This window comes from Pseudomonas sp. PIC25, assembly GCF_002286785.1.
Lineage (GTDB): Bacteria > Pseudomonadota > Gammaproteobacteria > Pseudomonadales > Pseudomonadaceae > Pseudomonas_M.
Map to the genome: position 1 here is coordinate 1 of NZ_MUJY01000035.1, position 26,476 is coordinate 26,476.

The 26,476-nt window shown below is 62.6% G+C and carries 24 protein-coding genes and 2 pseudogenes; 18 read left to right on the forward strand and 8 right to left on the reverse strand.

The features are described from left to right. Positions 1–261: 261 nt before the first annotated feature. The 10 genes and pseudogenes from tauA to BZL41_RS02430 all read left to right on the forward strand — a co-directional run bounded on the left by tauA (position 262) and on the right by BZL41_RS02430 (position 10,482). Positions 262–1,236: a taurine ABC transporter substrate-binding protein gene (gene tauA, locus BZL41_RS02385; RefSeq protein ID WP_095597823.1), complete on the forward strand. Its 975-nt coding sequence runs from the start codon at positions 262–264 to the stop codon at positions 1,234–1,236. Between the two features lie 17 nt (positions 1,237–1,253). Next, entirely contained in the window at positions 1,254–2,039 is a 786-nt protein-coding gene (gene tauB, locus BZL41_RS02390; protein WP_095597824.1) for a taurine ABC transporter ATP-binding subunit, read from the forward strand. Continuing rightward, positions 2,036–2,866 (forward strand): taurine ABC transporter permease TauC, encoded by an 831-nt coding sequence (gene tauC, locus BZL41_RS02395; RefSeq protein WP_095597825.1) that lies wholly within the window; start codon positions 2,036–2,038, stop codon positions 2,864–2,866. Before tauB ends, tauC begins: the two co-directional genes overlap by 4 nt. Before the next feature lie 24 nt (positions 2,867–2,890). Further along, positions 2,891–3,726, forward strand: a pseudogene (gene tauD / locus BZL41_RS02400) (taurine dioxygenase). 186 nt (positions 3,727–3,912) lie between these two features. Beyond that, positions 3,913–5,190: an SfnB family sulfur acquisition oxidoreductase gene (locus tag BZL41_RS02405; protein ID WP_095597826.1), complete on the forward strand. Its 1,278-nt coding sequence runs from the start codon at positions 3,913–3,915 to the stop codon at positions 5,188–5,190. 9 nt (positions 5,191–5,199) lie between these two features. Further along, positions 5,200–6,420, forward strand: coding sequence for an SfnB family sulfur acquisition oxidoreductase (locus BZL41_RS02410; protein ID WP_095597827.1), 1,221 nt, complete (start codon positions 5,200–5,202; stop codon positions 6,418–6,420). Beyond that, positions 6,420–7,814, forward strand: a complete 1,395-nt coding sequence (locus tag BZL41_RS02415; protein WP_095597828.1) for an LLM class flavin-dependent oxidoreductase — start codon at positions 6,420–6,422, stop codon at positions 7,812–7,814. The genes BZL41_RS02410 and BZL41_RS02415 overlap by 1 nt, the downstream gene beginning before the upstream one ends. 68 nt (positions 7,815–7,882) lie before the next feature. Beyond that, entirely contained in the window at positions 7,883–8,698 is an 816-nt protein-coding gene (locus BZL41_RS02420) for a MetQ/NlpA family ABC transporter substrate-binding protein (RefSeq protein WP_095597829.1), read from the forward strand. A gap of 1 nt (position 8,699) precedes the next feature. Beyond that, entirely contained in the window at positions 8,700–9,848 is a 1,149-nt protein-coding gene (locus tag BZL41_RS02425) for a methionine ABC transporter ATP-binding protein (protein ID WP_095597830.1), read from the forward strand. Further along, positions 9,832–10,482 (forward strand): methionine ABC transporter permease, encoded by a 651-nt coding sequence (locus BZL41_RS02430; RefSeq protein WP_168190930.1) that lies wholly within the window; start codon positions 9,832–9,834, stop codon positions 10,480–10,482. Before BZL41_RS02425 ends, BZL41_RS02430 begins: the two co-directional genes overlap by 17 nt. A gap of 378 nt (positions 10,483–10,860) precedes the next feature. Here the strand turns inward: BZL41_RS02430 and BZL41_RS02435 are convergent, their stop codons facing one another. Further along, on the reverse strand, positions 10,861–11,607 hold the full coding sequence (locus tag BZL41_RS02435) for an SDR family NAD(P)-dependent oxidoreductase (RefSeq protein ID WP_095597831.1): 747 nt from the start codon (positions 11,605–11,607) through the stop codon (positions 10,861–10,863). Positions 11,608–11,840: 233 nt separating this feature from the next. Further along, positions 11,841–12,764: a LysR family transcriptional regulator gene (locus BZL41_RS02440; RefSeq protein WP_095597832.1), complete on the reverse strand. Its 924-nt coding sequence runs from the start codon at positions 12,762–12,764 to the stop codon at positions 11,841–11,843. 139 nt (positions 12,765–12,903) lie between these two features. Here BZL41_RS02440 and BZL41_RS02445 point away from each other — a divergent pair, with 139 nt between their 5' ends. The 3 genes from BZL41_RS02445 (at position 12,904) to BZL41_RS02455 (ending at position 14,504) form a co-directional block, all read left to right on the forward strand. After that, positions 12,904–13,308 carry a RidA family protein gene (locus BZL41_RS02445; protein WP_095597833.1) on the forward strand — a complete coding sequence of 135 codons (405 nt, stop codon included), beginning with the start codon at positions 12,904–12,906 and terminating at the stop codon, positions 13,306–13,308. Between the two features lie 76 nt (positions 13,309–13,384). Beyond that, the gene (locus BZL41_RS02450; protein WP_095597834.1) at positions 13,385–13,771 is read left to right on the forward strand and encodes a VOC family protein; all 387 of its coding nucleotides are present in this window, start codon (positions 13,385–13,387) and stop codon (positions 13,769–13,771) included. Positions 13,772–14,234: 463 nt separating this feature from the next. Then, on the forward strand, positions 14,235–14,504 hold the full coding sequence (locus BZL41_RS02455) for a hypothetical protein (RefSeq protein ID WP_095597835.1): 270 nt from the start codon (positions 14,235–14,237) through the stop codon (positions 14,502–14,504). Positions 14,505–14,604: 100 nt separating this feature from the next. Here BZL41_RS02455 and BZL41_RS02460 read toward each other — a convergent pair whose 3' ends face one another. Both BZL41_RS02460 and BZL41_RS02465 read right to left on the reverse strand, forming a co-directional pair. Beyond that, complete coding sequence (locus tag BZL41_RS02460; RefSeq protein ID WP_095597836.1) at positions 14,605–16,227, reverse strand: RICIN domain-containing protein; 1,623 nt, start codon at positions 16,225–16,227, stop codon at positions 14,605–14,607. A 435-nt stretch (positions 16,228–16,662) separates the two neighbouring features. Beyond that, positions 16,663–18,303: an RICIN domain-containing protein gene (locus BZL41_RS02465; RefSeq protein ID WP_095597837.1), complete on the reverse strand. Its 1,641-nt coding sequence runs from the start codon at positions 18,301–18,303 to the stop codon at positions 16,663–16,665. 714 nt (positions 18,304–19,017) lie between these two features. Between BZL41_RS02465 and BZL41_RS02470 the strand changes: the two genes are divergently transcribed. Further along, complete coding sequence (locus BZL41_RS02470) at positions 19,018–19,365, forward strand: fucose-binding lectin II (RefSeq protein ID WP_095597838.1); 348 nt, start codon at positions 19,018–19,020, stop codon at positions 19,363–19,365. 79 nt (positions 19,366–19,444) lie between these two features. Here BZL41_RS02470 and BZL41_RS02475 read toward each other — a convergent pair whose 3' ends face one another. From BZL41_RS02475 to aac(3), 3 genes are all read right to left on the reverse strand, one after another. Continuing rightward, a complete protein-coding gene (locus BZL41_RS02475; protein ID WP_095597839.1) occupies positions 19,445–19,996 on the reverse strand; it encodes an ATP-dependent Clp protease proteolytic subunit in 552 nt (183 codons plus the stop codon). Positions 19,997–20,130: 134 nt separating this feature from the next. After that, positions 20,131–20,472 (reverse strand): general stress protein, encoded by a 342-nt coding sequence (locus tag BZL41_RS02480; RefSeq protein ID WP_095597840.1) that lies wholly within the window; start codon positions 20,470–20,472, stop codon positions 20,131–20,133. 384 nt (positions 20,473–20,856) lie between these two features. Further along, positions 20,857–21,681 carry an aminoglycoside 3-N-acetyltransferase gene (gene aac(3), locus BZL41_RS02485; protein ID WP_095597841.1) on the reverse strand — a complete coding sequence of 275 codons (825 nt, stop codon included), beginning with the start codon at positions 21,679–21,681 and terminating at the stop codon, positions 20,857–20,859. 153 nt (positions 21,682–21,834) lie between these two features. Here aac(3) and BZL41_RS02490 point away from each other — a divergent pair, with 153 nt between their 5' ends. Together BZL41_RS02490 and BZL41_RS02495 are read left to right on the forward strand one after the other, a co-directional pair. After that, positions 21,835–22,683, forward strand: coding sequence for an AraC family transcriptional regulator (locus BZL41_RS02490; protein ID WP_095597842.1), 849 nt, complete (start codon positions 21,835–21,837; stop codon positions 22,681–22,683). Positions 22,684–22,721: 38 nt separating this feature from the next. Then, complete coding sequence (locus BZL41_RS02495) at positions 22,722–23,321, forward strand: LysE family translocator (protein ID WP_174706129.1); 600 nt, start codon at positions 22,722–22,724, stop codon at positions 23,319–23,321. A 7-nt stretch (positions 23,322–23,328) separates the two neighbouring features. Here the strand turns inward: BZL41_RS02495 and BZL41_RS02500 are convergent, their stop codons facing one another. Next, positions 23,329–24,027, reverse strand: a complete 699-nt coding sequence (locus BZL41_RS02500) for a pirin family protein (protein ID WP_095597845.1) — start codon at positions 24,025–24,027, stop codon at positions 23,329–23,331. 568 nt (positions 24,028–24,595) lie between these two features. Here BZL41_RS02500 and BZL41_RS02505 point away from each other — a divergent pair. Both BZL41_RS02505 and BZL41_RS02510 read left to right on the forward strand, forming a co-directional pair. Next, positions 24,596–25,915: an OprD family porin gene (locus BZL41_RS02505; RefSeq protein ID WP_095597846.1), complete on the forward strand. Its 1,320-nt coding sequence runs from the start codon at positions 24,596–24,598 to the stop codon at positions 25,913–25,915. Positions 25,916–26,252: 337 nt separating this feature from the next. Continuing rightward, positions 26,253–26,476, forward strand: a pseudogene (locus BZL41_RS02510) (phage infection protein); the annotation flags it as partial.

Below are 26,476 nucleotides of genomic sequence, written 5' to 3' on the forward strand. Positions count from 1 at the left end.
AGAACGGCGGTTTTGGTTTTAGGGGTTTGGTCGCACAAACATCTTCAACCAAATCGCCGTTCTTGTTCAGGGCTCCCCGGAAATGCGCGAAGAACCTTTTTTATTTCGACGCCTCCATATGCTAATTCCGAAAAATTATTTATTTTTAAATTCTTATATCGTTTAGCTTCTTACCACCGGACCACCGGACCTTCCTCCAACGAAAGAACGTCCCGTGGCCGGCCCTTGATGGCCGTCCCGCTGCCAACAAGGAGTACCGACATGTCCCGTTCCACCTCGCGCCGCCTGCTCGCGGCCCTCAGCCTCGCCACCCTCGCCTTCGCCGTCCGCGCCGAAGACCTGGTGATCGGCTACCAGACCGGCATCGACCCCACCAAGGTGCCGCAGGCCGACGGCGCCTACGAACAGGCCATCGGCGAAAAAATCGAGTGGCGCCGTTTCAACAGCGGCCCGGAAGTCATCACCGCCATCGCCTCGGGCGACGTGCAGATCGGCAACATCGGCTCAAGCCCGCTGGCCGCCGCCGCGTCCCGTGGCCTGCCCATCGTTGCCTTCATCGTCTCCGCCCAGATCAATGCCGCCGAGGCACTGGTGGTGCGCAACGGCAGTCGGATCGAGAAACCCGGGGACCTAGTGGCCAAGACCATCGCCACGCCCTTCGTCTCTACCTCCCACTACAGCCTGCTCGGTGCCCTCAAGCACTGGAGGGTCGACCCCGCGTCGGTGCGCATCGTCAATCTCAACCCCGGCGAAATCGCCGCTGCCTGGAAGCGGGGCGACATCGATGGAGCCTTCGTCTGGTCACCCGCACTCGGCGAGATCAAGCGCAGTGGCAAAGTCCTGACCGACGCCGCCGAAGTCGGCCGCTGGGGAGCACCGACCTTCGAAGTCTGGGTGGCGCGCAAGGACTTCGCCGAGCGGCATCCGGAGATCGTCGAGAAGTTCGCCAAGGTCAGCCTGGACGCCTTCGCCGACTACAACGCACACAAGGACGACTGGACGGCCGACTCCGAGCAGGTGGCGAAGATCGCCCGCCTCACCGGCGCCGACACCCGCGATGTTCCCGAACTGCTAGCCGGCTCGGCCTTTCCGGAATCGGACGAGCAACGGCGCCTGCTGGATGGTGTCACCGCCCGCGATGTCCAGGCCACCGCACACTTCCTGAAGGAACAGGGCAAGGTCGACAGCGTTCTCGACGACTACTCGCCCTACGTCAGCAAGCGCTTCATTGACTGAGCTTTCGGAGACCTGCCATGGCCGTGCTGCAACTCGAGCGCGTGAGCGCCCATTACCCCGGAGTCGCCGAGCCGGTGCTCGACGCCCTGTCGTTGACCCTGCGCCCCGGCCAACTGCTGGTGGCGCTGGGCCCGTCCGGCAGCGGCAAGACCACCCTGCTCAACCTGATCGCCGGGTTCGTCCCACCCAGCGCCGGGCGTATCAACCTGGATGGCGAACCCGTGAGCGGACCGGGCGCCGATCGAGGGGTGGTGTTCCAGGACGATGCCCTGCTGCCCTGGCAGGATGTCCTCGGCAACGTCGCCTTCGGCCTCGAGCTGGCCGGCGTCCCTCGCCCGCAGCGTGAGGCCCGCGCCCGCGAGCTGCTGGCCCTGGTCGGCCTGGCAGGCTTCGAACGGCGCCAGGTCTGGCAGCTCTCCGGTGGACAGAAACAGCGCGTCGGCATCGCCCGCGCGCTGGCCGCCGATCCACGCGTGCTGTTGCTGGACGAACCCTTCGGCGCGCTGGACGCCTTCACCCGCGAACAGATGCAGGAGTTGCTGTTGCAGGTCTGGCAACGCACCGCCAAGCCAATATTCCTCATCACCCACGACATCGAAGAAGCGGTGTTTCTCGCCACCGAACTGATCCTCCTGGCACCGCATCCGGGGCGCATTGTCGAGCGCCTGGCCCTGGACTTCGCCCACCGCTACGCCGCCGGCGAAGACGCCCGCGCGATCAAATCCGACCCGGCCTTCATCGAGGCCCGCGAACAGGTCCTGGCCCGGGTCTTCACCGGCCGGGCCGAGGAGAAACAGCCATGAACAGCCTCGATCTCGATTTGCCCCTCGCCTCTCCGCAACCGCGGCAACGCCCGCGCTGGCGGCCGGGTATCGGCCTGCTCGGCGGACTGACGCTGGGCGGCCTGTTCGTGATCTGGTGGGCCGTCACCGCCGGCGGGCTGATCGAACCGCTCTTCCTGCCTTCGCCTGCCGCCGTCGTTGGCCGCTTCTGGCAACTAGCGACGGTCGGGTATCTGGACGCCACCCTCTGGCAGCACCTCGGGGCAAGTCTCGGCCGCATCGGCCTGGGCTTGCTGGCGGCACTGCTGACCGCCATCCCGGTAGGCATCGCCATGGGCCGCAACCGCATCGCTCGAGGGCTGCTCGACCCGCTGATCGAGTTCTACCGTCCCATTCCGCCCCTGGCCTACCTGCCGCTGATCGTCATCTGGTGCGGCATCGGTGAGCTATCCAAGGTGCTGCTGATCTACCTGGCGATCTTCGCCCCGGTCGCCATCGCCACCGCCAACGCCGTGCACAACGTCGACCCGGCCCGCCTGCGCGCGGCCCAGTCCCTCGGCGCCACGCCGGCGCAGCTGGTGCGCCACGTGATTCTTCCCAGCGCGCTCCCGGACATCCTCACCGGCCTGCGCATCGGCCTGGGCGTCGGCTGGTCGACCCTGGTGGCCGCCGAGCTGGTGGCCGCCACCCGCGGGCTCGGCTTCATGGTGCAGTCGGCCGCCCAGTTCCTGGTCACCGACGTGGTGGTGCTGGGCATCCTGGTCATCGCGCTGGTGGCCTTCGCCCTCGAACTCGGCCTGCGCCGCCTGCAACGCATCCTGGTGCCCTGGCACGGCCAGGGTCACTGAACACGTCCATCGAAGAGGTACGCCATGTCATTCCGCATCACCCCCTTGAGCCCGGCCCTCGGCGCACGGATCGAAGGCATCGACCTGAGCGCCCCGCTGGATGCCGGACTGCACCAAGCCATCGAGCAGGCCCTCCTCGACCATCAGGTACTGTTCTTTCGCGACCAGCCCCTGACCCCGGCGCAGCAGGCCCGCTTCGCCGCCCAGTTCGGCGACCTGCATGTTCATCCCATCTACCCCAACGTCGAGGGACAACCGGAGGTGCTGGTGCTGGACACTGCACTCAACGATGTCCGCGACAACGCCATCTGGCACACCGACGTCACCTTCCTGGAGACCCCGGCGCTCGGTGCCGTGCTTGCGGCCAAGCAGGTGCCCCCGGTCGGTGGCGACACCCTCTGGGCCAGCAGCAGCGCGGCCTACGAGGCGCTGTCCGCACCGTTTAAAGCACTGCTCGACGGCCTGACCGCCACCCACGACCTGACCCGCTCGTTCCCGCGCGAGCGCTTCGGCGCCACGCCCGAAGCCCTGGTCCGCTACGAGGCGGCGCAGCGCGACAATCCGCCCCGCTCGCACCCGGTTGTGCGCACCCACCCGGTCAGCGGACGCAAGGGCCTGTTCGTCAACGATGGTTTCACCACTCGTATCAACGAGCTGGAGCCAGCGGAAAGCGATGCGCTGCTGCGCTTTCTCTTCGCCCATGCCACGCGCCCGGAATTCACACCCTGCGCTGGCGCTGGCAAGCCAACGACGTTGCCTTCTGGGACAACCGCATCACCCAGCACTATGCGGTGGACGACTACCGGCCGCAGCGCCGGGTGATGCATCGCGCGACGATTCTCGGCGACGTGCCTTTCTGATGGTGAAGGCGCTGGCCCCGCCATCCGGGCTCTAACCTTATTCTCAAACGCTATTTAATTTCTGCTAAGAGCTTGATTTAGGGTATATCCAACCGGACCACCGGAGCATTGCCGTTATCACGCTGGCTCCGGTGCATCTTCAAGGTCGCGCCCGAGCGGCATTACCCCTTGAAGATGAGGTATCCAATGGCCCGACCGTCCGTTCCCCTGCGTGACACCGTCTCGGAGACCTGGTCCCAGCCCGCCACCGGCAGCGACCAGGATATCGCCCCTCCGCTGTACCCCGCGCGCATCCTGCGCAATGACGAGGAAGCCCTGCAGGCCGCTCGCGAGTTGGCCCGCGACGCCGCCACGGAAGCAGCGCGCCGCGACCGCGAGCGCAAGCTGCCCTGGCGCGAGCTGGAGCGTTTCACCGCCAGCGGCCTGGGCAGCCTGACCATCCCTCGTGAGTACGGCGGCCCCGAGCTGTCGTTCGCCACCCTCACCGAAGTCTTCCGCCTCATTTCCGAGGTGGACCCGGCGCTCGGCCAGATTCCACAGAACCACTTCGGCCTGCTCCAGTTGATCCAGCTCACCGCCAGCGAGGCACAGAAACGCCGGCTGTTCCGCAGCGTGCTGGAGGGCTGGCGGATCGGTAATGCCGGGCCGGAGCGCGGCAGCCGCCATACCCTGGACATCCGCGCGCGACTGGAACGCGACGGCGATAGCTTTCGTCTCAGCGGCGAAAAGTTCTACTCGACCGGAGCCCTATTCGCCCACTGGGTGGCAGCCAAGGCCCTCGACGACCACGACCGCGTGGTGCTCGCCCTGATTCCGCGCGGCACCCAGGGCCTGCGCATCGTCGACGACTGGTCCGGCTTCGGCCAACGCACCACCGCCAGCGGCACGGTGCTATTCAATGCCGTACCGGTGGCCGCCGAAAACGTCATCGACCTGAGCCCGCAACGCGACCTCCCAAACCTCCAGGGTGCCGCCTCGCAGCTGATCCAGGCCGCGATCGACGCCGGCATCGCCCGCGGCGCACTGAACGATGCCATCGCCTTCGTCCGCGACAAGGCGCGGCCCTGGATCGAGGCCAAGGTGGAGCGCGCCAGCGACGACCCCTACGTCATCGCCGACGTCGGCCGGCTGAACGTCGAGCTGCACGCCGCCGAAGCGGTGCTGCGCAGCGCTGCCCGCGTACTGGACGACAGCGCGGCGGCACCGCTGGATGCGGATGGTGCCGCACGCGCCTCCATCGCCGTGGCCGAGGCCAAGGTACTCACCACCGAGATCGCCCTGCGCGCCAGCGAGAAGCTGTTCGAGCTGGCAGGCAGCCGCGCCACCCTCGCCGAATTCAACCTCGACCGCCACTGGCGCAACGCCCGCACTCACACCCTGCACGACCCGGTGCGCTGGAAGTATCACGCCATCGGCACCTACCACCTCAACGGCCGGCACCCGGCCCGGCACTCCTGGATCTGAGGACCGCACATGACCACCGCCATCAAACCCAGCGTCACCCAGGCCATCCCGCCAGCGGCCCTGATCACCAGCGACGCCCAGGCCCTCGACGTGGCCGAAGACCTGGCCGTGCTGTTCACACGCGACGCCGCCGCGCGCGACCGCGAGCGACGCCTGCCGCACGCCGAACTGGCCCTGTTCTCGCGCTCCGGGCTGGGCGCAATCAGCGTGCCGAAAGCCTTCGGCGGAGCCGGTGTCTCCAGCGTCACCCTGGCCAGGGTCATCACCCGGCTCGCCCAGGCCGACGGTTCCATCGGACAGATACCGCAGAACCACTATTACGCCCTCGAACTGCTGAGGGTAAACGGCACGCCGGCGCAGCAGCGCCGCCTCTTCGCCGAGGTGCTGGCTGGCCAGCGCTTCGGCAATGCGCTGGCGGAGCTGGGCACGAAGAACGCCCATGAACGCACCACCCGCCTGACCCGCGACGGCGATGGCTACCGCGTCAACGGGCGCAAGTTCTACGCCACCGGCGCCCTGTTCGCCCAACGCATCCCCACTTCGGTGATCGACGAGGACGGCATCCAGCAGTTCGCCTTCATCCCACGCGAGACACCCGGCATCGACGTGATCGACGACTGGTCCGGCTTCGGCCAGCGCACCACCGGCAGCGGCTCGGTGGTGTTCGACAACGTCTTCGTCGCCGCCGAGGACGTGGTGCCCTTCCAGTCCGCCTTCGAGCGGCCGACCACGGTCGGCCCGTTCGCCCAGATTCTCCATGCCGCCATCGACCTGGGCATTGCCCGTGGCGCCTATGAGGAGGCCCTGGTCTTCATCCGCGAACGCTCGCGGCCGTGGATCGACGCCGGCGTGGAGCAGGCCAGCGGCGACCCGTTGACCCTCACCGAGCTCGGCCGCCTGGCGGCCCACCTGCGCGGCGCCGAGGCGCTGCTGGAACAGGCCGGCCTCGCCCTCGACGAGGCGCAGGCGGCACCGGATGCCGCCTCGGTGGCCGCTGCCTCCATTGCGGTGGCCGAAGCGCGGGCGATCACCACCGAAGTCTCCCTGGCCAGTGGCAGCAAGCTGCTGGAACTGGCCGGGAGCCGCGGCACCCTCGCCGAGTACAACCTCGACCGTCACTGGCGCAACGCCCGCACCCATACCCTGCACGATCCGGTGCGCTGGAAATATCACGCGGTGGGCAACTACTACCTCAACGGCGAACTGCCGCCACGCCGGGGGACCATCTGATGGCTCCGAAACAGCTGCGGCTCAATGCCTTCGACATGAACTGCATCGGCCATATCAACCATGGCCTGTGGACGCACCCACGCGACCGCTCCACCGAGTTCGGCAGCCTCGCCTACTGGACCGAGCTGGCGCGGCTGTTGGAGCGGGGACTGTTCGACGGGCTGTTCATCGCCGACATCCTGGGCGTCTACGACGTCTACCAGGGCAGCATCGACCTGCCCCTCAAGGAAGCCATCCAGCTACCGGTCAACGACCCGCTGCTGCTCGCCTCGGCACTGCTGGGCGCCACCACGCACCTGGGCTTCGGCGTCACTGCCAATCTCAGCCACGAACCGCCCTACCTCTTCGCCCGCCGCCTCTCGACCCTGGATCACCTGAGCCAGGGACGGATCGGCTGGAACATCGTCACCGGCTACCTGGACAGCGCCGCACGCGCGATGGGCCAGAATGGTCTGGTGGAACACGATCGCCGCTACGATCAGGCCGACGAATATCTGGAAGTGCTCTACAAACTCTGGGAAGGGAGCTGGGAAGACGACGCGGTGCTCGCCGACCGCACAGCGCGGATCCATACCCAGCCGGACAAGGTGCACCAGGTACGCCACCAGGGCGAATTCTACCGCGTCGAGGGTTATCACCTCAGCGCACCTTCGCCCCAGCGCACGCCGGTGCTGTTCCAAGCCGGTTCCTCCGAGCGCGGCCTGCGCTTCGCCGGCCGCCACGCGGAATGCGTGTTCATCGGCGGCTCCACCCCCTCGGCCGTGCGCGACCAGGTCGTGCGGGTCCGCCGCGCCGCCGAAGCGGCCGGACGCGACCCGCAGTCGGTCAAGCTGTTCCTCGGCATCAGCGTGGTGGTGGCGACGAGCGAGGCCGAGGCCCGCGACAAACTCGCCGAGTACCGTCGCCATGCCAACCCGGAGGCGGGCCTGGCGCACTTCTCGGCGTCCACCGGCATCGACTTCTCGCGTTATGGCCTGGACGAGCCCATCCGCTACCAGAAAACCAACGCCATCGAATCGGTGGTCAAGACCTTCACCGCGCCCGGCGCCGGCTGGACCCGCCGCCGCCTGCTGGAACAGCACGCCCTGGGCGGACGCTATCCGTTGCTGGTGGGCTCGCCGGTGCAGGTCGCCGACGAACTGTTGCACTGGCTCGACTATACCGGCCTGGACGGCTTCAACCTGACCCGCACCGTCACCCCGGAAAGCCATTCCGACTTCATCGACCTGGTGATCCCGGAATTGCAGGCGCGCGGCCGCTACAAGACCGCCTACGCCGAAGGCACCCTGCGCGAGAAGCTGTTCGGTGCCGGCCCGCGCCTGCCGGCCGAACACCCCGGCACAGCCTGGCGGTCCCTCGGCGTGGCGCCACAGGCCCGGCACCTAGGCGGTTGATCCCCGCGCAACGACCACTGGACGACTCCAGCCACACCCGAACCGACGCAACCAGAAGGACCGACACCATGCTGCACACTTCCCCCCTTCGCCGTGGCTGGCTGAAAACCCTGGCCTTCATCGCCCTGCTGGGCACCACCACCCCGGCCCCGGCCGAGGGGCCTCTCCGGCTGGGCACCACCGCCGCCTTCGCACCGCCCCTGGAAGCGGCCGTGGAGGAAGCTGAAAAACAGGGCCTGAAGGTCGAACTGGTGGAATTCAGCGACTGGATCGCCCCCAACGTCAGCCTCGCCAACGGCGACATCGACGTGAACTACTTCCAGCACATCCCCTTCCTGGAAAACGCCCGCCAGGAAGGTGGCTACGACCTGGTGCCCTACGCCCCCGGCATCATCAACAACGTCGGACTCTACTCGAAGCACCACGCCAGCTTCGACGCCCTGCCGGAAGGCGCCAAGGTGGCCATCGCCAACGACCCGGTGAACGGCGGCCGTGGCCTCCTGTTACTGGAAAAGGCCGGACTGATCCGCCTCAAGCCCGGCGTCGGCTACCGCGCCACACAGCAGGACATCACCGCCAATCCGAAGCGCCTGCGCATCATCGAACTGGAAGCGGTGCAACTGGTGCGCGCCTACGACGACGTGGACCTGGTCCAGGGTTATCCCGCCTACATCCGCCTGGCGAACAGCTTCGACCCCGCCTCCGCCTTGCTCTTCGACGGCCTCGACCATCCCGAGTACGTCATCCAGTTCGTCATCCGCCCGGACCGCAAGGACGATCCGCGCCTGAAACGCTTCGTCGAGATCTACCAGCAATCCCCCGCCGTCCGCGCCGCCCTCGACAAGGCTCACGGCACCCTCTACCAACCCGGATGGAAGAGCTGACATGAGCGGGCTCCCGACCTCCCTGCGCCAGGTCGCTACCCTGCGCGCCGCCACACCAGCCCCACAGCCGTCCGCCAGTGTCGCTCCGGCGTCGCGGCCGGAAGCTCTCGACACCCTGCTGCGCTTCGAGTCCGTCGGCAAAACCTACCCCGGCACCGTGGCACCAGTGCGCGCCCTGCACGACATCGACCTGGCGATCCGCCACGGCGAAGTATTCGGCATCATCGGCCGCAGCGGCGCCGGCAAGTCGTCTCTGATCCGTACCGTCAACCGCCTGGAACAGCCCAGCGAAGGCCGCGTGCTGATCGACGGCCAGGACATTGCCCGCCTCGACGAAGACGGCTTGGTCGCCCTGCGCCGGCGCATCGGCATGATCTTCCAGCATTTCAACCTGATGTCGGCGAAAACCGTGCGGGAGAACATCGAACTGCCGCTACGGGTCGCCGGCGTGCCGCGCGCCCAGCGCCAGCGCAAGGTCGAGGACCTGCTCGCCCTGGTCGGCCTGGAGGACCGCCGGGACGCCTATCCCGCCCAGCTCTCCGGCGGGCAGAAGCAGCGCGTCGGCATCGCCCGCGCGCTGGTTCACGACCCGCAGATTCTGCTCTGCGACGAAGCGACCTCCGCCCTCGACCCGGAAACCACCCAATCGATCCTCGCCCTGCTGCATGAGATCAATCAACGCCTGGGTCTGACCATCCTCCTCATCACCCACGAGATGGAAGTGATCCGCGACCTGTGCGACCGCGTGGCAGTGCTCGAATGCGGCGAAGTGGTCGAACAGGGCCCGGTCTGGCGCGTGTTCGGCGAACCGCATCATGAAGTCACCCGCACCTTGCTGGCGCCCCTGCGCCATCCCCTGCCGGATGACGTAGCGACAAGGCTGCGCGCCGAGCCGGCACCCGGCGATGCGCTGGTTCTCGACCTGCGCTTCAGCGGGCGCAACGCGGCACCCGACCTGACAGCTCTTGCCAACCGTCTAGGCGGACGCGTGACACTGCTGGACGGCGGCGTCGAGCGCATCCAGGGCCGTGCCCTCGGGCATCTGCTTCTGGCGATACACGGCTCACCACATCCGATATCCAGCCTGCTCGAACGAGCGCGTCAACTGGCGGACCACGCGGAGGCGATCGGCCATGTCGCTGCTTCTTGATCGACTCTGGCAGGGCCTGATCGACACCGGCCTGATGGTGGGCGTGTCATCCCTGTTGGCCCTGATCCTCGGCACTCCGCTGGCCGTGGTACTGGTCACCAGCGGGCGCGGCGGCCTCTTCGAGGCTCCGGCTTTGAACCGCCTGCTTGGTGGTCTGGTCAACCTGTTCCGCTCGGTGCCTTTCCTGATCCTCATGGTGGCGCTGATTCCCTTCACCCGGCTGCTGGTGGGCACCACCTACGGCGTCTGGGCCGCCGTCGTCCCCCTCACCATCGCCGCCACGCCCTTCTTCGCGCGCATCGCCGAAGTCAGCCTGCGCGAGGTCGATCACGGCCTGATCGAAGCCGCCCAGGCCATGGGCTGCCGGCGCTGGCACATCGTCTGGCACGTGCTTCTCCCCGAGGCCCTGCCTGGCCTCATCGGCGGCTTCACCATCACCGTGGTCACCCTCATCAACTCCTCCGCCATGGCCGGAGCCATCGGCGCGGGTGGCCTCGGCGACCTCGCCTACCGCTACGGCTACCAGCGCTTCGACACCCAGGTGATGGTCACCGTCATTGTCGTGCTGATCGTACTGGTCACTCTGATCCAACTCAGCGGCGACCGCCTGGCACGGCACTTCAACCGGAGATAGGTCGGATCGAATAGCAAAAGGCTTACAAGAACGACCGGCATTCCGCCATTTCCCAGACCGGCCGACCGCCTTAGGATTTCCCTATCCACTGAGGCAAGGGACGCTTCAGGATCAAGGACGATCGGCCATGGCCCGGAGGGCTACCGACAGAATGTTGGAATGGTCAGGAAAAAACCCGCTTCGGCGGGTTTTTTGTTTGGGCGGGAAATAGAGAGGCGTGCGGCCAGAGCACGACCACAGCGGCCACCCTCGCCACGCTCCGCCCCCTCCCGAGACGCGGAACGTCTCCAGCTGCATTCCCACGCAGAGCGTGGGAACGATCATAAGAGGGGCCGAATCTGTCGGCCCCCATGGGAGCGGGTGCCATTACAGCTGGGTTTAGCGCAGGGTATATCCGTTATCCACGATCAGATCCTGCCCCGTGATACCCCGGGCGCCGTCCGACAACAGAAAAACAATCGCATCGGCCACGGCGCCCGGTTCGAGGAACCGGCCGTCCAGCAAACGCTGCGTGACCGACCCGGCAACGTCGGCCAACTGGGCATCATCCAGGCCCAGCGTCCCCCAGATCGGCGTAGCGGTCGGCCCTGGCGACACCATGTTGATACGCACCTTCTCCGCCGCCAGCTCGACGGCCAGGGTCCTTGCTTGGGCCTTGAGCGCGGACTTCGAGGCGATATAAGCGGCGAGGCCGGGGAATGTCACCTGCGACAGGAAGGTACCGATGAATACCACCGAGGCCGGGCGGGCCAGTTGGTCCCGCAGGGCAGCCAGGGTGTTGAGGGCACCGGCGCCGTTGACGGCCCACTGGCGCTGAAAGGTTTCGCCATCCAGTCCGTTGGCCAGTTGGGCGATGCCGGCATTCGGCACCAAGTAGTCGATGGGGCCGAGGTCCCGCGCGTGCTGCGCCAATCTGCCCAGGTCTTCGGCGCGGGTGATGTCGCCGGACAACCAGAACACCTGCTTGCCGAGTTGATCCTGCAAGGCGGCCGGCGGCTCGCTGCGCCGAGCCATGGCCAACACCCGGGCACCTTTCTGCAAGAGCCGTTCGGCCACTGCCAGACCAATACCCGAGCCGGCACCGGTGATCACGGCAAGGGGAGACGAGGATTCGCGATTAGGCATGTTCTTTTTCCTTGATGGGGTGGAGAGGTTCGCCGCCGCATCCAAACGCGCCGGATGGCTGCGAGAGCACGCGTGGCCTGGGCATGGAATTACCTCTGCCCTGGCCTATCCACCTCACTCAGAATTCATGCCAGTTATTAGTCGTTTATTTTCAATAACTTGAGAAAGGCATGAGTCATAAAGACCACACCGGATACGAGTCTTTATGACTACTGTGCAGTCATAAAGACTTGCTACGAAGCGGGACCAGCGACAGGCGCATGCCGCGCCATCAACTCGACGACCCACTCGATGAACACACGCAGCTTGGCGCTGACATGCCGGTTCGGCGGGAACGCGAGGTACAACGGCATCGGATCGAGGCGCCAGTCTTCGAACAGACGCACCAGCTCGCCACGCGCCAGAGGTGTTTCGGCCATGTAGTCCGGCAACCACAGAACGCCCAGCCCGGCCAGACCGGCTGCGAGGTAGGCGTTGCCGTCATCGACCGCCAGCACGTAGCGGCCCTGCACGTTGATGCGCTCGGCATCACGGTGCATGGCATAGGGAACAGGCTTGCCGGAACGCGCCCACAGGAAGCCCACGATGCGGTGATGGGTGTTTTCCAGTTCGCGCGGGTGAGCCGGCGTACCCGCGCGCTGGAGGTAGCCCGGAGCCGCGTAGACGCCGAGTCGCAGGTCGGCCACGTGGCGCATCATCAGCGATTGGTCGGTGAGTTCACCGCCCCGCACGACGCAATCCACATTCTCGTCGATCAGGTCGACGATGCGATCGCTGACACCCATGTCGAGTTGGATGTCGGGATAGCGCGCATGAAACGCCGGCAAGGCCGGCACCAGAATCAGGCGGGCCAACGGGCTGGGCACGTCCACCCGCAGCCGCCCCCTGGGTGCCGTCGCGGCGCTGGAGAGGCTGGTCTCGGCATCGTCCATATCGGCCAGCAACCGCACCACCCGTTCGTAATAGGCGGCGCCGTCGGCGGTGACGTTGACCTTGCGCGTGGTCCGGTTGAGCAGCCTGACCCGCAGCCGCGCCTCCAACTGCTGCACCAGTTGCGTCACGCTGGTCTTGCTCATGTGCAGCGTCTCGGCAGCCTTGGTGAAGCTGCCGGTTTCCACCACACGGGCAAAGGCCTGCATCGCATCGAAACGGTCCATCGAGGTCTCCATCCCGCCGGGATTGTTTGGGTTTCGCAAACAGTGATGGGTAGGCTTGCGAGTTTATCCGCGCTCCCTGCCTCTCTACAGTCCTTCCATCTGCTCACGGGTCGCTGCGACCCCTTCGATGGAGGTTCCCATGGCAAAGCGTGACGTTGTTTTCCCCTCTGGCCGCCAGGCGCTCTACGAACGCAATCGCTATTCCCCGGCGATCCGCTCCAATGGCTTCCTGTTCGTGTCGGGGCAGGTCGGCAGCCGCGAAGACGGTTCGCCAGAACCCGAACTGGAAGCCCAGGTCCGCCGCGCGTTCGACAACCTGAACGCCATCCTTAAGGCGGCAGGCTGTACCTTCGACGACGTGGTGGACGTAACCGTCTTCATCGTCGATCCCGAGTCGAATTTCGACACCATCTGGAAGGTCTTGCCCGACTACTGGGGCAGCGCGCCGCACCCAACGCTGACCGGCATCGGCGTGACATGGCTCTACGGCTTCCACTTCGAGATCAAGGTGATCGCCAAACTGCCGGAACCCGTCGTAGGTTGATGCGAACTCGGCGCGCGGCTTCTCCTCAAGCTAGGCTTGGTGCCTGCCAAGTCAGAACACCGTATGAGGAGGAGCTATGAAGATCGTTGTGACGAGCGTACTCGTCGACGACCAGGCAAAGGCGCTGGCGTTCTACCGGGACGTGCTCGGCTTCGAGCCGAAGCACGACATCCCCATGGGTGAGCATCGCTGGCTGACGCTTACCTCCCCTGGCGATCCCGACGGGGTCGAGCTGCTGCTGGAGCCGGATGCCCATCCCGCCGCGAAGCCGTTCAAATCGGCGATCAAGCAGGACGGCATCCCCTACACCTTCTTCAGCGTCGTCGATGTGCACGCCGAGTACGCCCGGCTCTGCGCGGCCGGCGTCCGTTTCACCCAGCCACCGACCAGCATAGGCCCAGTCACCCTCGCGGTGTTCGATGACACCTGCGGCAACCTCATCCAGATCGTTCAGCAGAACTGACTCGCTGCTGGGCTTGGGGAGACGCGGAGCGTCTCAGGCTGCATTCCCACGCAGAGGGTGGGAACGATCAAAACTAAGCAGCTCAGCTCCCTCCCAAAACGCGAACCATCGCACCCCACACCCTCCTCCGATCCCGCTAGAGTCCGGCCTGTCACTCATCTCGTGACCGGGTGTAGCAACCTGTTCAGAAAGACGCATTCCTCCAATGCTGAATAGTTGGCACTTCATATGCCAAACTATCGCGCTTTATGGCGGATCGTGCGGGGCGGGCTTCGGCCCGGCCGGGGTCCTTTCTGACCGGTTTGCTACCCCCGCGCGGTCCGCCACCCTTTCGTGTAGCAACGGCGGGTAGGCGGTTCCTTAACCCTCAGAAAGGAAATAAGGACAATGGACTACCTTCCTTTTACCCTCGCGGGCCTCCCGCATGCGTTGTTTTTGGCCAGCCTCCGCCCGGAGGTGTGCCATGCCTGATTACCGTCCCCTTCCCTCTTTCACGCCTGCCGGCAAGCCGGTGCTGTATGTCGATGCCAGCCAGAATGCGCTGGAGCTGTACGAGTCGGCCCAGGAACGGTTGGATGCGGCGCGGCAGTTGGCGTTGGTGTTGTTCTGCGGCGATCAGCAACTGGATGACAGCCGGGTGTTCGCGGCTTTCCACCTGTTGTTGAGCGATGCGGCCGGGTTGTACGAAGCGGCGTTCGCGCAGTACGGGCAGCGGGTCTTGCCAGCTGGTTGAGGCATGGGCGGGTCCAGGAGGCCCCGGGCCCGCCTGGAGATCGATTCGCCCAAGCGGTAAACAAGAGGGGCCGCAAAGCGGCCCCGAATATGCCGGTTCGTTACCGCGGGCCAGCCTGGCTGATAATGTCGGTGCGAGCCTTGTCGGCGCTATCCCTTTGATAAACGTAGGGTACGCTCCAGCTCAGGGTGGAGCCTGTGTCCTTGTAGGAGTCGGTAGCGGAAACCCCGGTATAGACGTTCGACGAAATGTTCGCGTCAATCAGACCATTCTGATAATTCCAATGAGGCTTGACGGAATTTTCGAAATAGTTCCCTTCAACCTTGACCTGACCGAAGTTATAAGCCCCGATGGCATAGTGGGTGATGTTCTGCCAGAAGTTATTGAAAAGGTGAATCTTGGAGTTCTGGCCACCGACATAGGGGTTACGGGCTTGACTCTTTTCCCAATAGTTATGGTGGTAAGTCGCCTGGCTGTTGGAAACGAGATTGACATAGGCGTGCTGGCCACCGCAAACATTGGGGTTCGCACCATAGAAGCGGTTCCAGCTCAGCGTTACGTTACGGCTGTCGTACATATCCACATGGCCGTCGCTGATCATGCTGGTACGCAGGTGGTCGAGCCAGATGTGATGCGTGTTCATCATGGAAATACCGTCACCGGCTTCGATCAGGTCCGGGTTCACCTGTTCGATGGCCAGATTGCGAATAATGATGTTCGATACATCCTTCAGATAGAAGCTCGCTCCCAGAACACGGGAGTTGGCCCCCAACCCTTCCAGGGTCTTGTTGGACTTGACCACAACGTATCTTTCGTTCCGAGTCTTGTTTACCCGCCCTTTGAAAGAAATCTCATAAAATTTCATGGATTCCTTTATGGACTCGCAGGTGTTGGAACCTGTTTCCACCCAATAGAACAACTTGCTCGGGTTCGCCGGGTCTTGTTTAGCGCATGTAAAAGAGCAGGCCTGCTGGACTCTTGCCGTTGTACGGCAGTCAATCGTTGTATTCGGTATTTGCACGACAGCCGGGCTGCTGGAGTTCAGGGCCGAAACCAATTGATCGCAACTGGTGACCTGGATGGGCGCGGTACTACCGCCACCCGTGGTGGTGGACAGGCCATCGCCCGACTGGGCGGCGAAACCGACGAGGGTGCTCGCGCTGCTGGCGATACTCGCGCCGCAGCTGCCATTGACCGGATTGAAGTACCAGCCTTGATAGGTGGAACCCTGGTCCGACTTCTGAAACACATCGGAACCTATCTGGCTGTCTGCTACGGAGATCAGCTTTCCGGTATAAGCCGAGGCGATTTTAATGGCGCCTGTGTTCGACCGGGATAATTTCCACTGTTGTGGTGCACCACCCCAATACTCCCACTGTTTGATTGTGCCACCATCCACTGTCGACCAAGCGTAGAGGTCGACGGATTTATTACTGTGTACGGGTCGAATCGACCAACTTCCGTTGCCCAGGTCAGTCACGGTGAATTGTTGGTTTTTATAGCCATTCGGCGTCCATTGTTGAATATTGGCACCATTACTGGTGGAGCCGTCGTCCACCTCCATGATTCTCCCGCTTCCCTGATTGACAATGGTATAGATACTGCCACTGACCGGCATTGCGGTGCAGTTGTCTGCCAAAGTGAGACCCGAGAGGCTCATTCCTACCACGGCAATGAGCGGTCGCATTAGTTTTGGCGCTTTGGTTTTCGGTCGGAAATTCATGAAAGTTCCCCTGTTACTTTTTATTCAAGACGCATGCAGGCTTTTATAAATTATTTCCATTTCCTGCGACTTCCCAGCAATTTATCCGGCAAGCGTGAAAACCGTGAAACATGCTTTAGCGACATCGTGATTCGACCTGCAAAACATATATAAAACGCAACGTTTGTCTCATTTTTATTTCCGAATACTGCACTTTATTGGCCTCTCGAACTTCACGCCTGCGATAAACCGGTGCCGGGCAAGTCGGCCAGCGGTTGGCATTACGGGCGACGAACCCTACCCACCTGTTGAGGCATTCGACGGTCGTAGAAAACCCGTTTGGGTTTCCACCCCTGAGCCATGCGGTACAGAGCACAAGGCAAAGATGGAGAATTGCGCACTTGGTTGTGGCAATAAGGAAGGGGCCGCAAATGCGACCCCCGTATGCCTGGCTCGTTATCGCGGACCAGCCTGGTTGATGATATCGGTGCGAGCCTTGTCGGCGCGGTCCTTTTGGTAGGTATAGGGGACTCGCCAGCTCAGGAGGGAGCCGTAGTCCTTGTGGGAATCGGTAGCGGACAAACCTGTATAGACGTTGGAAGCAAGATCGGCGTCAATTAGGCCATTACTCTCGAGATGATGAGGTTGACTGGCATTTTCGAAATAGTCTCCTTCGATCTTGGCTTCACTCTGATCGGATACAGAGACAGAGTAGGATTTGACATCTTTCCAAAGATTGTTGAAAAGATGAACTTGGGATTTTTTCCCAACCTTGGGATTACGCCCATCAGTCTTATCCCAATAGTTGTGATGGAAAGTCACCTGACTCTTCTCGTAAATGAGATTGACATAGGAGTGCTTACCGCCACACACCAGAGGATTTTCGCCTGAGAAATGGTTCCAGCTCATCGTTATGTTGCGGCTGTTATACATATCCACATGCCCATCGCTGATCATGCTGGTACGCAGGTGATCGAGCCAAATGTGATGTGTGTTCGACATGGAAATAGCATCTCCAGCCTCGATCAGACCCGGGTTGACCTGTTCTATGGCCAGATTGCGGATAATGACGTTGGAGACGTTGTTCAGAGAAAAACTCACCCCTAGAAGCCGGGAGTTCGGACCCAACCCCTCAAGGGTTTTATTAGATTTGACGACAATGGCTCGTTCATTCTTGGTTCTGTTGACCCGTCCTTTGAACGAACCATTGATGAATTTAGCAATGTTTTCACAGGCGTTACCTGGTGTCTCCACCCAGTAGAACATCTTGTCCGGATTTTCCGGCTCAAGCCTGCCGCACGTCAAAGCGCAAGCCTCCTGGGTTCTTGCTGCAGTGCGGCAATCCAGCGTCTCATTCGGTAATTGCACAACGGCCGGATCGCTGGAGCCCAGGGCTTTCGCCAAGGAATCGCAATCATTGACCTTGATGGGCTTGGCATTGCCGCCACCCGTGGTGGTGGGGAGTCCATTGCCCGCCGTGGCGGCGAAACCGATGAGGCTACTCGTGTTGCTGATGGGCGGGCTGGCGAGTTTGGCTGGGCTGCCACAATTGCCATTGACCGGATTGAAGTACCAACCTTGATAGGCGGAACCTTGATCCGACTTCTGGAACACATCGGAGCCCTGTAGATTGTCGGCCACGGAGATCAATTTTCCCGTGTAAGCCGACGCAATCTTGACAGCACCATTGCCCGACAGGGAAAGCTTCCACTGTTGTGCCTGGCCACCCCAATACTCCCACTGTTTGATTGTGCCACCATCCACTGTCGACCAAGCGTAGAGGTCGACGGCTTGATTGCTGTGCACGGGGCGGATAGACCAAAGCCCATTGCCCATATCAGTCAGGGTGAATTGTTGGTTTTTATAACCATTCGACGACCATTGTTGTACGTTGGCGCCATTGCTAGTGGAGGCCCCCGCCACCTCCATAAACTTTCCGCTGCCTTGATTGACAATATTATAAATATTGCCGCTAACAGGCAGTGCAGTGCAATTTTCTGCCAGAGCGAAGCCTGAGAGACTAACGCCTGCGAGTGCTACAAATGGTCGCAATAGTCTGCAAAATGCTGAACGCTCGATTTTCGACCGGCAAGTCATAAGAACGACCTTTTAGAATGTTGGCTTATCAATATGCCTAATGGCCACCATACGTTATTTATATTTCCCTGAATTCACAGCTGCTTTTTGTAAAAAAGGAAAAAAACGAGGCCCGTCACATTATATCTCTGTGACGCAATCCGAAAAAAACAGCAAAGGTGAGAAAAAGAACACGCAAATTCTTCTGATTCTAGGAAAAGAAGAAACGTGGACTTCATGATAGGAAATTCCTTACAGTTCCCGCCGCGGTTTTTGAGAGGTTTTATCGAGAAATAGTTGGCATCTCGTATGTCAAATACTCAGCATTATGCTTCCTCGCTGATCGCGCCCTTCTTTATAAAAGGCCCATGCTCCCTGGCCCCCGCATCCGCTTGCATTCCTCGAATACTGCTCGCCGGCTTCCCGGAACCTTTCTCCGAACATCCAGACGACTTTCGCTGTGGCCATCAAATTGATGCAAATCAGCAAAATATGAAGTTTTTCATCAAGATATCGGAGGGTCCAAGGCGCGAGTGCCGTGGGCAGGGACCTTCCTGGATGGGAAGCTCGTGCAATTCGTCGGAATAGACAGTTGCAGGGGTTGGGCCCGTCTAGAGTTACCCGGGCAAGGCGCTCCCCTGCCTGCGCCTTGCCGCTCCGCCAGGAGAATGCTGTCCCACGCCACTTGCCTGGCGGTGTGTAGACGGCAGACCAAAAGCCTAATGGAGAAACATCATGGCTTATGCACAAGGAACCTTCACTCTCCCCGCAAACATCCGCTTCGGCGCAACTGCCTTCGCCAATTCCTCCGGCATGCAGGTCGTCAATGTGTTGGTCGATGGCAATTCCGTCGCGCAGTTCCAAGGGCAGAGCACCGGTAATGAAGTTATCGGCAGTCAGGTGCTCAGTTCGGGGAGTGGAAAGGTCCAGGTCACCGTGTCCGTGAATGGCCAGCAGTCCAGCCTTGTTTCCGCACAGGTAGTTCTGGCCAACAAGCTGAATGTCATCGTAATCGGATCGGAGGATGGAACCGACAACGATTACAACGACTCCGTAGTGATCCTCAACTGGCCGCTCGGCTGATGTAAATCGTAGTGCGCAGCGGAGGCGCCGTTTTCACCGATGTTCCAGGGATGCCTCTGCTGCACCGTATTCCCTCAACTCACATGTGCACGCACCAGTTGACCGCGTTGGCGGGCGGGGCGAGTTCGTCCACCGCGTGGATGACACCGGCTTCGAGCGCTTCGGCGGGGTTGAGAATCTTCGGGGCGCACATCAGGGCCTGGTTCACGTCCAAAGGCTTGCGTGCGTCGCGGGTCCGCTCATCGACGATGCGGCCATAGAGGAACAGGTCGTAGTCCAGGCTCATGGCGTATTCGGACATGCGCGCATGGTCCACCGAGCCGTGCAGCGTCCAATGGAAGGGGTGGAAGAGAAACTTGCTGTGCTGGCAGGCGGTACGCCGCCGACCGGCCAGGAAGATGATGTTTCCCATGGATTCGACAGTACCCAGGTTATGAGTATTCACCGGGATGGGAAGTGACATCAGGAAGTTATAAAGAGAAAAACCGTAACTGCATTCACCACCCATGGTGGCTATCTTGATAATGAGTTCCGAAGCATCCTGCTGAACGGCCTGGGTACATTTATCTATCAATTGGCCGCAAGTTGCGGAATTGATCGGACCGGTAAAGTGAACGATATGAGTCGTCATGATCTGACTGCTCTATATAGTTTGCCGGCGAAACTTTCGCTGACTTTTATCCGGGCCCATACAACTTCTTCGAAGTTGCCGAACCATGGCAGACGAAGCGAGCGGGAGGCGGGCTCCCGCTCGTTCCGGCTCGATCAGCTACGGCCGCCGCCGTGGCTGTTCTGGCCACCCTTGCGGCCGGCTTCGGAGGCGCGTTCGCGGTCGTTGGCGAAGTTACCGCCGCTGGCCTGTCCCCCTTTGCTGCCCGCCTCGGAGGCGCGTTCCGGGTCGTTCTTGAAGTTGCCGCCACTTACCTGGCCGCCCTTGCTGCCGGCTTCAGCGGCACGCTCCGGATCGTTCTTGAAGTTGCCCCCACTGGCTTGGCCGCCTTTGCTGCCGATTTCCTGATAGAACTCGCGGCCGTGGCTTTCCGAAGTCGCTTCGCCACCTTTACGGCCGGCTTCGTTGACACTCATTTTGCCTTTATCTTCAGCCATGATGACCTCCAATCTGTTTGGCTTGCTTGGGCGCGATTACCGTTTCGCTCTTTTTGAGCACCACGGATATTCACGCATCGTAATAATGGATTCGCATCGCCTCTGACAGTTTCGCCGTTTCGTTAATTATGCGGACGAATGGTTAATGGCACGGCGACAGGTATTTAGCGGCACTTTGAAGAGTTATACGGAGCGACAATAAACGGAACGGCAATTAGCGAAGCGCCAAATAAAAAATTTCGTAAATGAAGATGGATTTAAAATCCTGTGAATGCTTGCCGATAGCCGGACCACGCTACGCTTTTCCGCTCCAGCAACCCGCGGGGGCGAATTCATTCGCCCGGCAGAGCCATTGCGATGCCTTTATTCGCAATCCGGGGGACATCAGCGCCCATCGGAGCAATGCTCCTCCAACCAGCGTATGGCGAAGTCCCGCATAGGACGCGCCGAGACGAGCACGGACTCGGCATTGCCGATCCGTCCCTGGCTGCCCTGCCCCGCATCGAGGAACGTCCGCACCACATCGCCGAAGTAATCGTCGGGCAGGCCGTCGATCACTGGGTCGCAGGTGTCGAACTCCTCCAACAATCGCCACTCCGTTCGGCCATCGATCAGTAACGGAACTTCCATGCGCACGATGCGCTTGCCAGGGATATCCGCCAGGTGTTCGGCATGGTGCAGCAGGGACAATGTATCCAGAGGCGCACCGACCATGAGGACCTTGCCCCCGGCTTCCACCAGGCGGGCGAAGGGCGAGCCCTCTCCGTAGCCGTAGTCCAGGGGATGCTCGCGGGTATACCACTCGGCATGGACGCCGATGGCCGCCACCGAGGCGCCGGGGTTGCCGCTGCGCAGCGCGCCGGGCCAGGTTCGGATGAATTCGGCGATGATTCCATGGTCACGGCTGGCCCGTGAGAGACACGGATCGAAGGGCGGGATGTCCGGCTTGAGGGCCGGGTCCAGCCGACCGTCCTCGTCCAAGGCGTCTTCGTACTGCTGGTCCCAGTTCGTGTAGCAGAGCAGCGTGCCGCTCGGCCCGATCGCGTCGAGCAAAGCACCGATGAGGGTGTTGGGCCCGTCGATCAGCGGCCCTACGCTGCGCATGCCGGCATGCACCATCAGGTCGTCACCTGCGCGTACGCCGAGGTTTGCGAGGTGGTCGAGCAGTTCGCGGCGGGTCCAGAATCGATTTCCTGCGATATCCAGCATGTGGGCTCTCCTTGCGTTGGGTGCGCCTTGAATAAGGTCGGTGCCTGAGGAATTCAATACTGGCCGCGTTCTGCACAAATCTTCCAGAAAGCCGGGTGCGCGGCGCTAACATGTCTCTTCTGACGAGCATTCTCACAATCGGTATCTGCAGGCATGACGGCCAACGACTGGATCGATCTTTCGGTGGACGCCGAAACGGGCATCGAGACGATCAGGGCGCACTTCGAAGGCCATGCGTACGATCCGCATTGGCATGACAGCTACCTGATCGGTTTTACCGAGCAAGGCGTGCAGCAATTCCATTGCCGCAAGGTGCTACACAACAGCACACCGGGCCATGCGTTCCTGCTGGAGCCGGGCGATATCCACGACGGCCATGCGCCCGCCGAGGGCGGTTTCACTTATTCGATGCTGTATCTGCAGCCCGACTGGATCGAGCGTGGCCTGCGCGAGCTGTTCGAAGACGCGCCGAGCCAATGCCAGCCCAGCTTCGCCAAGACGCTGGCCGCCGATCCCGAGCTGATCGGGCTGACCGCCCAGGCGATCAAGGCCCTGCAGCACAAGGAGTTGCGCATCGTCCGTCACGCCTCGCTGGATGGCCTGTTGGCCAAGCTGGCACAGCATCTGGTCTGGCGGCCCAGGGGGCTGGTCGATCCGCGTTCACCGCAGATCGCCCTGCGCGCCCGGGATTATCTCCAGGCGCACATGGACGACGATATCGGGCTGGACGATCTGTCGCGGATCACCGGGGTGGATCGCTTTCGTCTGTCGCGGGCGTTCAAGGCCACTTTCGGGTTGGCGCCGCATGCCTATCTGATCCAGCTCCGTCTGGCCAAGGCCCGGCAACTGCTCGCCCAGGGACACGCGCCGGCGCTGGTCGCCATGTCCCTCGGTTTCGCCGACCAGAGCCACCTCGGCCGCTGGTTCCGCCGTGCCTACGGCTTGACTCCGGCGCGCTATCGCACGCGCTGCTCGAACCTTCCAGACGCCCCACCGAAGTGAAACGACAATCGGCTCGGATCATCGAGAGAAACCGAGCCATGTCATTGAGCCAATTACTGCCGTTCGTACTGTTCGCCTTCGTCGCCTCCATCACACCGGGGCCGACCAATATCCTGATTCTCAGCAACAGTGCCCGTCACGGGCTCGCTGCCGCGCTGCCAATCATCCTCGGCGCCTGCGCCGGGGCGGCGGGTATCGTGCTGCTGGTGGGGCTGGGCGTGGGCGAGATGCTGCTGCGCTATCCCCTGGCGCAACGCGTCATGACCTGGGTCGGCATCGCCTGGTTGTCCTGGCTGGCCTGGCAGTTGTTCCGCAGCGCGGCGCAAGGCGTCGACACCGATGCCTCGGCGAAACCGCTGGGTCTCGCCGGTGCGGCCGGGTTACAGGTGGTCAATCCCAAGACTTGGATGATGGCATTGGCAGTGGTGAGCGTGTTCGCCGGCCAGGGTGCCAGCCCGGCGCGCTATCTGTTGTTCGCGGTGGTGTTCTTCCTGATCGCGATGCCCTGCCTGGGCGCCTGGGCCTGGTTGGGCGTCGGGGTGAAGCGGGCTTGGCGCTCCGCCGCTGCCCTGACGCGTTTCAATCAGGGCATGGCGATGCTGTTGCTGGTGTCCGCCTGGGCGAGTCTGCTGGGCTGAGGGGCGTTCAAGCGACATCCACCAACACGATCTCGCTCTCCTCCAGCGCGGTGATGCGCAGCGATGTTTCGTCGCGCACCGCCATGCCGTCACCGGCCTCGGCTTCCACACCGTTCACCTCGATGCGTCCGCTGGCCGGCACGAGGTAGACCTTGCGGCCCGCACCGATGACATACTCGGCGCTGCTGCCGGCCTGCAGGGTGGCTGCGGCCAGGCGGGCGTTGGCGCGAATCGGCAAGGCGCCCTGGTCATCGGGCATGCCACTGGCGAGGGTGACGAAGGTGCCGCTGCGCTCCCCCTTCGGGAACGGCCGGGTGCCCCAGGACGGCGGCAGACCGGTTTCGTCGGGGATGATCCAGATCTGGAAGATTCGCGTGTCTTCGCTCTCCAGGTTGTATTCGCTGTGGGCGATGCCGGTGCCGGCGCTCATCACCTGCACGTCGCCGGCCACCGTACGACCGTGGTTGCCCAGGTTGTCGCGATGGGTGATGGCCCCGCTGCGCACGTAGGTGATGATCTCCATGTCGCGGTGCGGGTGCTGCGGGAAGCCGGATTGCGGAGCGATGGTGTCGTCGTTCCACACCCGCAGATGGCCCCAGTGCATGCGCGCCGGGTCGTAGTAGTCGGCGAAGGAAAAGTGGTGACGGGTATCCAGCCAACCGTGTTGGGCACCGCCGAGCTCCTGGTAAGGGCGCCGTTCGATCATGGTGGTCTCCTCGAAGCGTTCAGGCCGAGCGGGATGCCGGCCGGGAATGGAGGCCAGCATACGAATCGAATTCGTCGTTGATAAACGCAAAATCCTGTCAACAGTCATCGACGGAATCGATGGCTGGTTTTTGGGGGTTCGCCTGGCGACATACCTGGCTCGTCATCGAGGAGAGCGATCAGCACGCATTGACAGCGAGACTCCGCCCCTCTCCCCAGCCCTCTCCCCAGGGTACGTGTGAACATTTAGCGACGTAGACAACTCACCATGGGCGATTGAATTCGGCCCTACCGATGAACCACGGCCCATCGATTGTTACGCCAGCGTAAAGAGACCTTTCCGTTTTCCTGCATTTATCGCTTCGGTCGTTCTGCTCACACTCCGGCTCGGGATCGTTCCATGAACAAGAGATTACAGATCCCGGTCGAGCAGACTTGCCGGTCTCTCCGCTGCCGCGTGCCCGCAAAGAGGCAGATGCGCGGTGCGGCGGCCTTCTGCCAGGAGACCAGACGGCCCCCACATGCGACCGGCCGATTACCGATAAGGAGTCAACCCGATGAACAACACCATGAAGCACAGCCTGCTGGCGCTGGCAGTGGCCGCAGGCATCTCCCCCCTGGCCATGGCGGACACCGTGGGCGACCAGGCGGAGTCCAAGGGCTTCGTGAAGGACAGCAGCCTCGACCTGCTGCTACGCAACTACTACTTCAACCGTGACGGCAAGAACGGCAGCGGCGACCGCCGCGACTGGACCCAGGGCTTCATCGCCACTTACCAGTCCGGTTTTACCCAAGGTACGGTGGGCTTCGGCGTCGATGCCTTCGGCTACCTGGGCCTGAAGCTGGATGGCGGCAAGGGCACCACCGGCACCGGCAACCTGCCGGTGGACAACGACGGCTCGCCGGAAGACGACTACGGCCACGCCGGCGGTGCGCTCAAGGTGCGCGTCTCCAAGACGCTGCTGAAATGGGGCGAAATGCAGCCCACCGCCCCGGTGTTCGCCGCCGGTGGCACCCGCTTGATCCCGCAGACCGCCCGCGGCTTCCACCTGCTGAGCAGCGAGCTGGACGGCCTCGACCTGGAAGCCGGGCATTTCACCGCCGGCAACGGCCCGACCACCACCAGCTCCAGGGGCGAGCTGTACGCCACCTATGCCAACGTCACCGCCGACAGCGTGGACTTCGTCGGCGGCAACTATGCCCTGACCGACAACCTCAGCGTGTCGCTCTACGGCTCCGAGTTCGAGGACATTTGGCGCCAGTACTACGCCAACGCCAACTATGTGTTGCCCCTGGCCGACGACCAGGCACTGGGCTTCGACTTCAACATCTACCGCACCAACGACGAAGGCCGCGCCGAAGCCGGCGAGATCAGCAACACAACTTGGTCGCTGGCGGCTTCCTATAGCTTCCTCGCAGCCCACAAAGTCACCCTCGCCTACCAGAAGGTCCATGGCGATACGCCGTTCGACTACATCGGCTTCGGCGACAACGGGCCCGGCGCGGGCGGCGATTCGATCTTCCTCGCCAACGCGATCCAGTACTCGGACTTCAACGGCCCCAACGAACGCTCCTGGCAGGCCCGCTACGACCTGGACATGCAGCCCTACGGCGTGCCCGGCCTGAGCTTCATGGCACGCTATGCCAACGGCCGCGGCATCGACGGCACCGACATGGCCGCAGACAGCCCCTATCGCGACTACGGCTACGGCGAGGACGGTAAGCACCACGAGACCAACCTCGAAGCCAAGTACGTGGTGCAGACCGGCCCGGCCAAGGACCTGTCGCTCCGCATCCGTCAGGCCTGGCACCGTGGCAACACCGACCAGGCGGAAAGCGATCACGACGAATTCCGCCTGATCGTCGATTACCCGCTGTCGATCCTGTAACGGATTCTCTCCTGCCCTACGCCGGTGCACGGTTGCTCCCACCGGCGTTTTTCAGGCCGCTCACGTCCCCCTGCGAGCGGCCTTTTTCTTGTGCGATGGATGGGTCGACCGCAGGGCTTTTTCCAGGACCGATGTATCGATCCCACCGATTCTCCGGTACGCCCCTTCTTGACAAATTCCTCCTGAAGCTCGGCCAGAACCCTTCTACGACGGGCCTTTGCGCAGCAATCGATATCGCTGATGGTGACCATCAGCACACATCACTTCTGTCGCGGAGCCCCATCCGTAACATGGGCCCCGTAGACGAATTCACTTCCCCGCCCCAGGAGAACCCGACATGAAAAAGCAACTGATCGCCGGCCTGTTCATCGCCACCCTTTCCGCCACCGCATTCGCTCTTCCGCAAGATGCAGACAACACCTTCAAGGCCCCGGTCGTTGCCGAAGGTGGTGCTGACCGCACTGGTACCAACCGCGTTGCCGAAGACGGTTCCGACCGCACTGGCGCCAACCGCATCGCTGAAGGCGGCTCCGAGCGCACCGGCATCAACCGCATCGCCGA